Genomic DNA, 13577 nt, shown 5'->3' with positions numbered 1-13577 from the left:
ACAGCGGGTCACGCGCGCCATTCCCCCCCCCTACAATAGCCAATCCCGGAACTACCCGCCATCACGCCCACCCGCTGCTACGGTGACACTCCGAATGTTGCCGCGGATGGTTCGTCAATCGCTGCGGCTGGCACTTGCAGGTCTGCGACAAGTTTGTTATTCGTGTCGTAGACTTTGCCGCCGTGGATGGTCCAGTTAGCAAATCCATTGGTGGTCGATACAGTGGGGTTTGACGGGATAGATAGGCGTTGCCCAGTCGCTTCGTTGTAAATGTAAGCAGCCGTGATTGTGCTACCGTTTCCTGTCAGGTCTGAAGCGGCGCCGGTGAATACCATCCCAGACACCACGCGCATCGAATAGAACAGTCCGCCACCATTGGTCAGACTACCGAGGCCCACGATGTGGTGTGTCGCCAAGTTGATGTAGTACAGGTTGGTTGCATTTCCTTGGTTTGCCAACAGCATCTGCGACTCCACCGCGAGCACCACGCCGTTGTAGGCGGGAAACAATGAGCTTGGCCAGGCCATCGTCGGAGCAGGCGATGCGGACGGATTGACCACAGGTAGATGCACTGCGGGAGCAGCTCCCCACTGGAACCAGCCAGTCCACGCAGAGCTGGCGAGCGACGCAGGGGAAGTGTCTTGCGGGTTGCTCGGAAAGACGTACTGCCCGCTCGTGCTGAACAGCGGTGGAATGTTGCCGGTGATGAGCTGGGCGCCGGCAGCGAGCGAACCGCCAGACGTGCTCCAAGGCGTCATATACAGGGACGACGCGGCAGTCGGCTCAATCGCGTTCGGAAAGCCTCCGTTTGGGTTGCCAAGATGCTTCTGTGCGCCTAAGTGACTCCACACCAAAAATGGTTTGCCGTTCACCGTCGTCGGCACAACGATGTAGTGAGATGGGTTCGTGTCTGACGTTGGCCATGTCCAGTGCACGCCGCCGATTGTGAAGCCGCTGCTGCTGTACTGTGCTGCGAACATGGGAGAGCCAGTGTTCTGTGGGGAAGCGCCGTTCAGTGGCCAGCCTTGCCTCGATTCGAGACCCCCTGCGATTCCCATGACTTCCATCGGTGTAGCGTTGCTTGCAAGGCTAGAGTTGTCGGCAGCCGTGCTATTTGAATTCGTATGGGGCACACTGGCGCTTGAGCGCGTGGTTGATGTTTCTTGCCCTCCGGACGCTGACGAAGTTGTACTACTGGTCGTAGTAGCAGTGGAAGAAGTTAGACCGACATTTGGCGAACTGGAGGCATGTGATTGATGGACGCTATTGGCCACGATGACACCTGCCACGACGACGGCAGCCGCTCCCGCAAGCAGTCCTGGCAGCCGAGAAGTTCTGCGCTTTCCTCGACGATGACCGGTAGTCCGCGACCGCGTACCGGCTTCTTCCGCCTGCATCAAGTCAATGAGTTGACTGCGTAGCTTGGCTTTGTCGTCCGGTGGCAGCCCCGTGTGCTGCAAGGGTTTCAATGGATTATTGTCCTCGCTTGCCATGGCGTCGGTCACCTCCTTGTGTCGATTCGGCTGGCAGTATAGACAAATTCGGCGGATCAACTGCCATCAGCGGTTGGTCTAGAAGTTCTTTCAACTTCTTCTTTGCTCGGTGAAATGTCAGGCGTACCTTGGCTTCAGTCCAGCCCAAAATGTCAGCAGTCTGCGTGACGGACAAGTCTTCGATCCAACGCAAGTTGAGCACCTGCTGGTAGTCGAGTGAGAGGCGCGACACGGCGTCTTCAAGCTCGAGGATGGAATTGAGATTGGTTGATGTCGCATCGTCGAGTGAGCGCATGGCTTCAAACTCCCGTTGTCGACGTTTCGCGCGCAACAAGTCGTAGACGTAGTTGCGGGCAATCCGTAACAGCCAGGTTTTGGGGTCCGCGTCTCCGTGAAAATCGTTCCAGGCTCGGAAGGCGCGCAAAAATACTTCTTGAACGACATCGCGTGCGTCAATGTCGGGCGGCAGTGAGTACCGGGCATAGCGGTAGACACTGTCTGCATGGGCATCGAACAGCGCCGTGATGATTTCTGTTCGCGTCTGCGGCGGATCATCCACTAGGCTCTCTCCCCTTTGTATCCCATACAGACGACGGGCTGCATCGGTTTGTTTCTGCGCATGTAAATTTCACTCGGGTTAAATTCGCGTCTGAGAAGAAAAAGCCTCCGCACAATTTCGCGCGGAGGCTAGGCAATCGGTGCAGAGGCAAAGTTTGGCTCGCAACTGGCATGTGGCAACTGGCATGTGGCAACTGGCATGTGGCAACTGGCATGTGGCAACTGGCAGGTCGCAACTGGCAGGTCGCAACTGGCACGGGAGTTACTCGTTTGGCGCTCCGTCAATGGCTGGCAGATGCACGATGAACGTGGCTCCGTGGCCGAGCTCGCTCTCGCAGGTGATTGTGCCGCCGTGGCGGTCGACGATCGACTCGCTAATCGCGAGGCCGAGGCCCGCCCCACCTGCCGACCGGGCGCGCGCAGAGTCGAGTCGATAGAAGCGCTCAAACACCTTCGCCAGCTTGTCCTCTGGAATGCCTGGGCCGTTGTCGACGACGGCGATGCGCACCCATTTGTTCTCGCGAGACACCTCAATGCGGACAACGCCCTTCTCCGGGTCCGTATGTTGGACAGCGTTGTGAAACAGGTTGAGGATAACTTGTTTGATCCGGTCGCTGTCGAAGTGCACGTATGCCTCCGGCGACAAATTGAGCTCCACGTGTCGGTCACCGGCCAGCAGTCGCAGCTGCGGTTCCATCTCGTGAATGACGTTCGTGATGGAACCATCCTTTTGCACAAGTCTCGGTTCGCGGTCCAATTGTGCGAGCAGCAGCAAATCCTGAACAAGCTTGGTCACGCGCTCCGCTTCGCCGTACATGCTTTTGAGGGCGCGCTGCAACTGGTCAGGTCTAGCCGCGGCGCCGCGCAGGAGTACCTCGAGAAAGCCGTGAATCGACGTGATGGGCGTTCGGAGTTCGTGCGAGGCGTCCGCCACGAATCGTCGCATCCGGTCATTCGCCTCGCGTTCGGTGTCAAACGAAGTCTCAAGGCGATCGAGCATGGCGTTAAAGGCCGTCGACAACTGTTCGATCTCCAACTGTTCGTGGTTGTCCTCAACGCGCTCTTCCAGGTTACCGGCGTTGATTCGTTGAACCGTATCGATCATGTTTGAGAGGGGAACCAGTGTCCGCCGTAAAATCGGGAGGAATAACAAGAGGCCGATTAACAGCGAACTGACGGCGAGCGCAACAAACACGATTAGCAGTTCATACAGCACGTGCTCCGTCGGGCGGACATACGTGCCGACTTGGATCAGACCGCGTGGCCCGTCTTCGCTGGCCCGAATCGGCACGATTACGAGCAACTGAATGCGACCGCTGGCGTCGCGAGCCATGTCGTACGCAGACATCGTCGGAGGCTTGGCAAAGGCGTCCAGGTACTCCTTCTTGCTCAGTACTGGAGGAGAACCATCGAGCGTCCTAAAGCCGGAGTTGCTGTTGATAAATGCGATAGAGGCCACGTTTAAAGAAAAGAAGGGTCCGCCACCGGTCTCTTTGTCCTCATCCTTGTCACTTGGGGTCGAGTGCGGGCCGCCGAGAAACGACTCCCACAGATGTGGCTGCGTAGCCTCGACTTCTGCCCGGATTTTCGACGCTGTCGCCTGATACAGAAAGTGACTCATGAGAACGAACTGGCTGACGCCTATGAGCAGGAGCATGGCAGAGAGAATCAGCAGACTCCTTGACAATAATTGGAGGCGCAGAGACCGTGGGGCGATGACGTGCCGGAGCGGGTGTAATGCCTTCATGAGATGTCAATCCGGTATCCGGAACCGCGAATGGTGCGGATTAACTGGTGCTCGGTGTCGTTCAGCTTCTCGCGAATCGCGCGGACGTACACTTCCACGATGTTCTCTTGGCCGCCGAAGTCATAACCCCAAACTTCATCAAGGATTTTGGCTTTGCTAAGGACAATGCCGTGGTTTACGACGAGGTACCGCAGTAGTTCGTACTCAGTCGTAGAGAGTGCGAGTGGTTCACCGTTGAACAGAATTTCCTTGCGGCTGTTTTGAATCCGAAACGGTCCATACGAGATTTCATCAAGTAGTTGCGGAAACTGGTTGCGGATTCGTGCGTGAATGCGGGCGAGCAGTTCTGCAAAACTGAACGGCTTGGCCATATAGTCGTCCGCGCCAATTGTCAGTCCCTTGACGCGATCGTCGACTTCTTCACGCGCTGTCAACATAATCACTGCTATGTGGCCGACCTTTTTGAGCATCTTACAAACTTCAAAGCCATCGACACCCGGCATCATGACATCGAGGATAGCGATATGAGGTTGGAACTGTTTGGCCGCGTTCACTGCAGCAATCCCGTCTTGAGCGGTCAGAACCTGGAACCCCTCATTTTGAAGACCGAGTTCAAGAAATTCCAAAATACTGATTTCGTCGTCGACCAACAAGATCTTGATGTCTTTGGGTTCGTACACCGGATGTCACCTCAGTCCTCTAGTGTACATTATTCTTGAAAAAACTCCACGCATTCAGCAGATTTTCAGCTACGTCTGCAGGCTGTCCCCGGCCATTTCGGTGGTGCGAAGGCGGCCTTGTGGGGTGTGTGACTGTACCCTCCGAACACGGAGGCGTGCGTGCAATGGGTAGGAAAAAATTCCTCCAAGAGGTAAAATTCAATGGTAACTCAAGGCTTTCAGGAGTAGGATGTTGATAGATTTGTGGATAACTCCGGGGATATCCTGTGTACAAGGTACCTGGATTGTGGGTAACTCAGGGGTTGTCCACAAAACGCTGTGTATAATCTGTGGACGAGCTGTTTGCAATCGGGTTGCTGCGGCTGCGAACAATTCGACCGTCAAGGAAACAAAAATGGGCCTTGCAACGTCTAATCTCTGTAGAAGGGAGCAAGCGACGTGAAGAAATCAGCCCAGATGACCGCCGTATTTGTTGTCCTGTCGCTTGTGCTCTCTGGCTGTGGCCAGTTGACAGGCCAGAGTGGCAACTCCGCCCAAAGCAGTGGGAACTCGGTCAAGACGAGCACAACGAATCAGCAGACGGGAAGTCGGTCCTCAGCCTCCGCTGGCAGTGGAGGTAGTAGAGTGACATCCGGTCAAACTGGGTCGAGTGGGAAAAAGGACGGGTCGACACCAGGGAAACCATCGACGTCTGTACACGTGTCAGTACCCGTTGCATTCTCCGGCCTTAACGCATCCACGTTGACCTCGGTGTGGTTCGCGCCACCTGCGGGGACTGCAGCTTCGACCACAGGCCTGAGCACGACGACGAGCACGACGACGAGCACGACGGCGAACTCGACGACGAACTCGACGACGAACTCGACGACCACCGTAGCGTCGGCGAACGCGAGCGGAGGTCAAATCGGCTATGTGACGGACGCCAACCATGTGTACCGTACGGGAGACGGTGGCAAGACGTGGCAGATAGTGGCCACGGTGACTGGCAGCCTAGTCGGCGTCACATCTGACGAGGTTCAGGCAGGGGATGGTGTGACCGTTGCGTGGACGACCTCCGGGTTGTGGGTGTCGACGAACGGGATCAACTTTACGCAGGCAAACCTGCAGTTGCCATCCGCGGGTCTGACACAGGTATCGGTCGCGGGCGGTGTGGTTTGGCTGCTTGACGGGGGTACCCTCTACCGCTACATAAACGGAAAACTGCAGCCGCTATCTTCTGCTGCGATTGGACAGGTTACTGCCATCACAGCTGTGGACGCGAATACCTGCTACGTTGTGGCGGCCAGTACAGCAGTATATGAGACGACCGATGGCGGGAGCAATTGGCAGCAGTTGTTCTGGCCACCTTTGAACGCACAACTGCCCTGGCAAACGCAGATTGAAGTGAGCGGGAGTCACATTGCGGTGCTGTACGCGGGTGGAGACAGCGGCGTAGGCCAGTCTGCGTATATCGCGGTCGAGTCCAACAACGGTGGAACAACTTGGAGTCCGCTTTTCGATAATCAGACCTTTACGGGAGATTACGGCCATCCGACGCCGCTTGTGCAACAAAACCTCGGTAGCACAGCTTTGCTCTTTGCGCTGCAGTCAAATGGCAACGTGGTGTTTGTCGGCACCGGATCATCCGCTCCGAGATGGACAGTGGTCACGCCACAGGGTACAGTGCAAAACACCTTCTCGATGACGGCAGGGAGCGGTGTAGTGTGGCCAGATATGACGACGGCTACTATGTTTGCCTCAGGGGGAGAGCAAGTCGTGCTCGTCGGAGGAGCATCATCTCGCGGTGTCATCGACTTGTCGCCGACGAGCGGTGGCACATGGGATTCCCTGTCGTAGAGCAATCAGACACTACGCTACTTCGTCTGCAAGTCCACTTTGCGCTGGATGCCAAACGTAATCACTGATCGAGTTGAGGAGTTGCCCAAGTCAGCGCTTGCCCGTTGGCGAGGGCCTGTTTGACGTGGTTTAATAGGGGAGTTGCACGTGATATGGGTAGGAGGAACGATCGCAGTATGGAGAAGCACACAAATCGAAGAATGGTGACGATCGCCATGCTGGTGGCGATTTTGTTGGTGGCTATCGACGTCACTGTTGTCAGTACTGCGATGCCAAAGATCATTCGTGAATTGCACGGTCTGAATCTTTACACTTGGGTATTCGCGATTTACACGCTGACGACCGCTGTGACCACGCCGATCTACGGAAAACTTGCCGATTTGGTCGGCCGACGAGTGGTGTTTTCATTTGGCGTCATCGTATTTGTGATTGGTTCGATGCTTTCCGGCGCATCGCAGAATATGGATCAGTTGGTCTGGTTCCGCGCGTTTCAGGGCGTTGGTGCGGGAGCTGTGATGCCGGTCACGTTTACGATCATCGGGGATTTGTTCCCTGGCGAACAACGCGCGCGGATGCAGGGCTTGTTCAGTGCGGTATGGGGTGTCGCAGGTCTTATTGGTCCGCTCATCGGCGGTCTGTTCGTTGACCACTTGTCGTGGCGGTGGATCTTCTACATCAACGTGCCGGTTGGCATCGTCTCGATCATCCTTGTGATGTCGTTCCTGCACGAGAAGTTTGAACGGCGCAAACACAAGGTGGACTACCTCGGCGCGGCCGTCTTCACCATCGCGATCGGCTCGCTCCTGTACGCTCTCTTGAACGGAGGCGGACAGTACGCATGGAATTCCGGCGTCATCATCGGCCTGTTTGTGGCGTTTGTCGTGTTCCTCGTGCTGTTCATCTTGGTCGAACGCAAGGCACAAGAGCCGATGTTGCCTCTCAGTCTGTTCGCGAAGCGGACGATCTCGGTGTCGAACTCGCTTGGTTTCTTCCTCAGCTTCGTCCTCATCGGCGCCAACGTCTACCTGCCGATGTGGATTCAGTCTCTGCTCGGACACAGCGCCACGAGTTCGGGCCTGACGCTGATGCCGATGTCTGTCGCATGGCCGCTTGGCGCGACCTTGTCCGGGCGCTTCATGTACCGTATCGGTTCCAAGCTGACGACGATGACAGGCGTTGTCCTCGTCGCGCTCGGCGCCGCGTGGATGGCGGCGATCAACCTGAACTCGCCGTACTGGTACGTTGTCGGGTTAATGGTCGTGATTGGTCTTGGAATGGGTTACTCGATTACGCCGACTACTGTCATGACACAAGCAGCGGTAGGCTGGAACATGCGTGGTGCGGCTACGGCGTCGAACACGTTTATGCGCTCGCTCGGGCAAACGGTCGGGATCACGGTGTTCGGCGCCATCTTCAACCGTTCCACTGCTTTGTACGCGAAGACGCACCTGCACAACATGCCATCTGGCACGGGCGTCGGCCAGGTGCTCAACACGAACCCGAGCAAACTGCCGCCTGCGGTGTTCCACGCGGTGCAGGGGGTGCTGGAGCACGGTATGCACGACGTGTTCCTGGTGGTGTTCGGCGTCGCTGTCATCGCTTTCTTGGCCGGTCTGTTGCTGCCACTGCATAAGACTGTGGTCGCTCAGCAGGTTGCGTAAGGGTAGAAGCAGGTTTTCGAACCTGCAGCTTGTGGAGGAGGTGCACGACTGTGAAAATTGACGTATTTCAGGACACGGTGTGTCCTTGGTGCAGAATTGGCAAGCAGCACTTGTTCCAGGCGCTGGAGACGTGGAACGGGGAACCTGTAGAGATTCACTGGCGAGCGTTTCTGCTCGACCCAACGACGCCGGCCGAAGGCCGCCCGTACAGCGACCTCGCGAAGAAGTTTGGCGGCGAGGAGCGCGTTGCACAAATGCAGGACCGCATTTGCGAAGCCGGAGAAGCTTGCGGCCTCGATTTCGCGTTTGGGCAAGTCCACAACATGCCGAACACAATCCTGTCGCATCAACTGATTCTCGCCACGCCGCTTGAGTTGCAGACGCAGATGACGGACGCGGTGACAGCAGCTCACTTCGAAGAGGGCAAAGACATCGGAAACCTTGAGGTGCTACTCGACATCGCGGTGTCGCTCGGCCTTGACCGCGACGAGATGCGCGAGAAGGTGCAGAGCAAGGCTGTGCGGCAGGCTGTCGAACGGGATCTGACGTTTGCGCAGGAAGCCGGCATCTCGGGCGTCCCGCTGTTCATCTTCAACGACAAATACGCCATCTCCGGCGCACAGCCTGTCGAGGTATTCGTCCAGGCGCTGCAGCAGATTCACGCGGAGGGGACAGACGCATGACGATGCGAGTGCGGTTTGTGAGCATCCCGGTGAGCGATCAGGACAGGTCGCTCGCCTTTTACCGGGACAAGCTTGGTTTCGAAGTTGTCACGGACCAACCGTTTGGCGGCGGACAGCGCTGGATTGAGCTGCGCCCACCTGGTTCGGAGACGCTTGTGGTGTTGTTCACGCCGCCAGGCCGGGAGGCTGCTGTTGGCACATTCCAAAACGTCGCCTTCACGAGCGACGACGTGATGGCCGAGTACGAAGCGCTTGCGGCGCGTGGCGTGGAGTTTGTCGAGCCGGCGGGGCGCTCTGATTGGGGCGGGATGCAGGCTATTTTCCGGGATCCCGACGGCAACACGTTTGTCCTCGCCAGCCCGGAGCAGTAGGGAGTGCTGTGGGCAGCTGCGGTTTGTTTTGGGGCGCCGCGGACGGTGTGTAGCGGGCGGCCAGGTTGTGGCGGCCGGTTTGCGGCGGCCAGGTTGCGGCGGCCAGGTTGCGGCGGCCAGGTTGCGGCGGCCAGGTTGCGGCGGCCAGGTTGCGGCGGTTTACATAATCGGGAGCTTAACGCTCCCAAAACACGCTATCCGTTAATTAGTTGACATAATCAGCCCTGTAACACGTCCAAACAGCGTTATACTGTTTCGGATCCCGGTTTTCACCCGCTGTTCTCGCCTATAGCGAGTCCTAGGCGCGTTAAGCTGCCCACATTCCCCGCCTCCGCGTCGATAACGCGTTGTCAGCGCGTTATTAGTTGAAGATAGCGCAGTTTTATCGCGCTATCCCCGATTGAGGTCTGCCGTATCGTCCGACTACCTCCGAGCCAGCGGCTTGCGTTCCGTTCTAGCGCCATTTTGTCACTACCTCGTGCGGCGTAGAGCACTTTTTGTTCGCTATCGTCTCCAAGTTTACATAATGAGGCCTCTTAATCGACAAAAAGTCCGTTCAGCATCTCAAAATCCCTGTTTTATGCCTTTTTTCGATCCCGAACGTACTTGTTGTACGTTATTCGTCCGTGTTTGGCCCGTTTTGGCCCGATAGCGAACTTTTTGTTCTCTGCGCGGTCGGAGTCGGACGGCACAGGGGTAAGGCTGCGTCCAGGCCGCACCCACACAAGCCGGGTAGCGTGTGCTCGTGTCACAACGTCACCGCCTGACGATAAGCTCGGCGAAGCCGGTGAGGTCTGCGGGAGTCAGCCCGTAGAGTGTAGACACGGTCGCATCAAGGTGCGCCTCGACCTCGGCCAAAGCGGAGGCGGCGACGGCCGATCCATCTGTAGTTGGCCTAGCTACGGGTGTCCCGGCACCAGCCGAGAGAGGCCTCCCGGCACCAGCCGCTGCCGCTATCACGCTTCCTTCCCCCGCGGCGCTAAGTGGCGCTTCTGTACCAGGCGTTCGCAGCAGCGCGTGCCCAGCGTAGCACAACTCCGAAATCCGCAAGTGTAGCGGATTGTCCCGGTCAAACGTCGGGATCGCGATGTTGTCCAGGACGTGCGCACTGATGCTCGTTGGGTTCATCACCTGTTCAATGCAGGCCCGCACCGGCGTGGAACTGAGGACGCCGCACAAGTAGTACGCCTCCGCCTCATCGTCCGTCGGGATGAACATCAACTTCTCGTTCGGTAGGACAAGCCGCCGCCCGAGAACCGGATCATCGACGAAAGATACCACGGCAGTGATAAACGAGGTCGCGATGTAGCGCCACACCACCTTGTACGGTGCAAACGTGTAGGTGCCGATGCGCTGGATCGCGTACGGCGTACGTTCGAGTTGCACTCTGTCCCAACTGAATCCACGGCGAGCGCGCAGCACGTCAGTAAAACGGTCGAAATACGCGAGGGTGTGAGGGGCGAGTTGCTCGAGCTGGGGTCTCGGTACCGCCGCCATTCGAGTCTCGCTGGTGTGCGGACAGAGTAGGTGCAACTGTGGCTCAGCGTGCCAGCGCCGGACGTCTGCGCCGCGCAATAGCGGGTAGACAAACAGGGCTTCCACGTCGGCGGTGACGGAGGGAGCCTCGCGTTTGGCGCGCTCCGTGACGTTATGGACGCGAACGAGGCCGGCTTCGGACGTGCCTCCTACGCCTTCGGACGCGCCCTCCACGCGGATCCAGAACACCGCGTTCCCACCGCCCGTGAAGGTACCGGTGCGGGCTTGGTACGCGTTGCGCCCGAGTATCCGGTCGGCGGCTAAGATGCAGGTGGAAGGAAGCGTGATCCAGGGGGAAGTCGTCTCGTCCCGACGAACCGGCCATGCGGCGTATATGTCTCGCGTCACAGTGGGGGGGAGCGGCGGCGTCCGACTGGTGGCGGGGCGTTCGCCGGAGTGTTCGCCGGAGTGTTCACCGGGGCGTTCACCGGAGTGGCGAGGACGCCAGACGCGCCATGGCACAGGGAAGGCGGTAGCCGCGGCTTTACGCAGCAACACTACGGCAGTTGCCGTCGTAGCTCCCGGGAACGGTTGAAGGAGGGTGAGGTCGTCGACTTGCACGATCTGCAGATGTGGACCCGACCGACCGATCTGCAACCGCCGGAAACCTGCCCCGTTTTGCTTCGACTTAAAGACGGCTTGGCGCAGCACAAAGCCGAGGCAGCCGCCGGGCTGCAGGTCTCGGTCGGCAACGGCGTAAGTCAGGAGGGTCGAGAGGTCTTCCTTGGCGAGCGCGCGATTGCGCCCGGAGGCGTCGAAGAGGGCGTAGGCCTGCCAGAGGTGGTGGGTCCTCTCGCGAACGGACTTAGACAAGTACTCCCAGTTCACCCAAGGCGGGTTGCCGACGACGATGTCCACAGGCTGTCGCGCCGCCCCACGCAGCCGATTCGCGATGTAGGCTGCCCGCAAGCTCTCGTACACCGGGGTGCCCGCACGCTCCCGTGTTGCGGCAGTTTCGAGATCTGCGTCCGCCAGAAGTGACACGGACAGGCTTACTCCGCTCTTGCCGAACCCGCCGCCCGCCCGCTTGTCGATCACGACGGCCCCGTCGGGCCGCTTGGCGGCTCCGTCGGCTCCGTACTTGCCGAACGCTCCCTCTCCACGCGTCACGGAAATGCTCTCGCCGTGCAGGTTCACCGTCACCTGGCTATTCTCCGCATGCGGACGGTCGATCACGTCAAACCAGTCGACTGGTAAGTCGATGGCTGCCCTCCCGTCCCAGAGGTCGAGCACGGATAAGAGAAAATTCGTCCGCGCCATGACCACGGCCAGCAAGTTGACGTCGAAGCCGCGCACGACCTGACAGAGCCGTTGCAGTTGTTCAGTCGGAGTGGTTGGCCTCGCGGTGGCATCCGGCGGCTGGGCGGACTCGGTCTGTGATCCCGGTGCCGCACCAACTGTGCGCCCATCCCTGCGGATGGTCGTGATCAGCGCCTGCAAGAAGGTACCCGACCCACAAGTGGGGTCGAGGCAGACGGACTGCCACGGGACTGCGCCAGCTTTCGCAAAAGTCTCAGCCACGGTGTACTGCGCCAGCCATTCGGGTGTGTAGAACTCACCGAGCGCGTGGCGCAGTTGGCGTGGAAAGAGAGCTTCGTACAGTCGTTTGAAGCTATCCCCAGTCGTTCCAGACGATGCCGCATGCCACGTTGTTCCCGCCGATCCCCTCAACCCACCGTCAGGCACGCCGCCGCGCGTACCAGCACGGGGCGTACCAGCAGCGGGCGTACCAGCACGGGGCGTACCAGCAGCGGGCGTACCAGCAACTGGCACAGCAGCAGGCGCCAGAGTTCTGTCCAGCGCTGCGAGCCACGCTTCTAGTCGCTGGGTCGTGTTTTTGTTCCAGACAGAGAGGAACCAGCTGTACGCATCGGGAAAACAGTAGTTGTGAATGTTGTGCCGCTCGAAGAAGTCGCCGTGTATCACATCAGCAAGCGCACACGGCTCGGCGAGTCGTTCGAGTGCATCCGCTTCACCGAGGTATTCGGCAACTGTTCGATAGGCGACTACGCGGACGAGCAGACTGAAACAGGTCTCGGCGGCCAAGAGGATGTCGAGCGGTTCGCACGCTTCCCCGATGCCGAATGCCTTCCTCAGCCAGTCCGGCTTGACTTTAGCGTTGCTGCTATGTCGAAACGACAGGTCACCGTGTATAGCCGAGAAGTCAGCCTGCCACCAGGCGACAAGGCGTGCAGCTTCTCGTGAAGTTTCCCGCGTGGCTTCTGCAGGTGGCGTCGACTGATCACGCCGGATGTCAGTGAGTTGGGTACAGAAGTGTTCGATGAGCGCATATGTACAGCTGGACACAGGCGTGCCTTTGCTGGAGAGTGCGTGTGCGAGTGATTCGATATCCATCCGGCGGACCTCCTCCGTATGTGTCTATGCTACGGGGATTTCTGGCGAGCGACAAGCCTCCTGCTGTACTGCAACTGCATGGAAGGCAACTAGAGGAGGCAGCAAGGGAAATGTCTGTGGTGGGCATGGTGCTGACGATTGTCGTCATCAATGTGGTGTATGTGACTCTCTCGACCGTTCGTTTCATTATCATGATGAAGTCGTGGCGGACAACAGCAGCACTAGTAAGCATGATCGAAATCTTCACCTATATGATGGGACTCAGCATCGTCCTCAAACACATCCATCAGCCTATCAATTTAATCGCGTACTGCGTAGGTTGGGGTGGCGGCGTGTTTCTCGGCAGCAAGATTGAATCATGGCTGGCTCTCGGCTATGTGACCTTTCAAATTGTCGTGGATACGGCGAACACACACCTGCCGCAAGTGTTGCGCGAACGTGGCTACGGCGTCACGAGCTGGGCGGCAGAGGGCCGGGACGGGCTGCGCCTGTCGATGATGGTCCTCGCCAAGCGGAGCAGCGAGAAAAAACTGCTTCGGCTGATCGATGAAGTGGCGCCAAACGCATTCGTGGTCGCGCATGACCTGAAATCGTTTCGCGGGGGGTTCTGGACAAAGACGCTACGCTGACGGTTGTCTCAGAAGCTCAACAGACAAA

General features: G+C 58.4%; 10 protein-coding genes. 5 read left to right on the top strand and 5 right to left on the bottom strand.

Translation table 11 applies throughout. The features are described from left to right. Positions 1 to 77: 77 nt before the first annotated feature. The 4 genes from JC200_RS10665 to JC200_RS10650 all read right to left on the bottom strand — a co-directional run bounded on the left by JC200_RS10665 (position 78) and on the right by JC200_RS10650 (position 4478). Entirely contained in the window at positions 78 to 1493 is a 1416-nt protein-coding gene (locus JC200_RS10665; RefSeq protein WP_274436235.1) for a hypothetical protein, read from the bottom strand. After that, entirely contained in the window at positions 1474 to 2052 is a 579-nt protein-coding gene (locus JC200_RS10660) for an RNA polymerase sigma factor (RefSeq protein WP_274436234.1), read from the bottom strand. The genes JC200_RS10665 and JC200_RS10660 overlap by 20 nt, the downstream gene beginning before the upstream one ends. 261 nt (positions 2053 to 2313) lie before the next feature. Then, positions 2314 to 3798, bottom strand: coding sequence for a sensor histidine kinase (locus tag JC200_RS10655; RefSeq protein ID WP_274436233.1), 1485 nt, complete (start codon positions 3796 to 3798; stop codon positions 2314 to 2316). Further along, positions 3795 to 4478 (bottom strand): response regulator transcription factor, encoded by a 684-nt coding sequence (locus tag JC200_RS10650; RefSeq protein WP_274436232.1) that lies wholly within the window; start codon positions 4476 to 4478, stop codon positions 3795 to 3797. Before JC200_RS10650 ends, JC200_RS10655 begins: the two co-directional genes overlap by 4 nt. Positions 4479 to 4916: 438 nt before the next feature. Here JC200_RS10650 and JC200_RS10645 point away from each other — a divergent pair, with 438 nt between their 5' ends. From JC200_RS10645 to JC200_RS10630, 4 genes are all read left to right on the top strand, one after another. Further along, complete coding sequence (locus JC200_RS10645) at positions 4917 to 6314, top strand: beta propeller repeat protein (protein WP_274436231.1); 1398 nt, start codon at positions 4917 to 4919, stop codon at positions 6312 to 6314. A 176-nt stretch (positions 6315 to 6490) separates the two neighbouring features. Further along, the gene (locus JC200_RS10640; protein WP_274436230.1) at positions 6491 to 7975 is read left to right on the top strand and encodes an MDR family MFS transporter; all 1485 of its coding nucleotides are present in this window, start codon (positions 6491 to 6493) and stop codon (positions 7973 to 7975) included. Between the two features lie 50 nt (positions 7976 to 8025). After that, on the top strand, positions 8026 to 8658 hold the full coding sequence (locus tag JC200_RS10635) for a DsbA family oxidoreductase (RefSeq protein WP_274436229.1): 633 nt from the start codon (positions 8026 to 8028) through the stop codon (positions 8656 to 8658). After that, complete coding sequence (locus JC200_RS10630; RefSeq protein ID WP_274436228.1) at positions 8655 to 9029, top strand: VOC family protein; 375 nt, start codon at positions 8655 to 8657, stop codon at positions 9027 to 9029. Before JC200_RS10635 ends, JC200_RS10630 begins: the two co-directional genes overlap by 4 nt. A gap of 756 nt (positions 9030 to 9785) precedes the next feature. Here JC200_RS10630 and JC200_RS10625 read toward each other — a convergent pair. Further along, complete coding sequence (locus tag JC200_RS10625; RefSeq protein ID WP_274436227.1) at positions 9786 to 12920, bottom strand: DNA methyltransferase family protein; 3135 nt, start codon at positions 12918 to 12920, stop codon at positions 9786 to 9788. Between the two features lie 110 nt (positions 12921 to 13030). Between JC200_RS10625 and JC200_RS10620 the strand changes: the two genes are divergently transcribed. Next, on the top strand, positions 13031 to 13549 hold the full coding sequence (locus tag JC200_RS10620) for a DUF2179 domain-containing protein (protein WP_274436226.1): 519 nt from the start codon (positions 13031 to 13033) through the stop codon (positions 13547 to 13549). Positions 13550 to 13577: the final 28 nt, after the last annotated feature.

Origin of the sequence: Alicyclobacillus sp. ALC3 (assembly GCF_028751195.1) — a bacterium.
Taxonomy (GTDB): Bacteria; Bacillota; Bacilli; order Alicyclobacillales; family Alicyclobacillaceae; genus Alicyclobacillus_L.
This window is presented reverse-complemented; position numbering and strand designations above follow the sequence as displayed.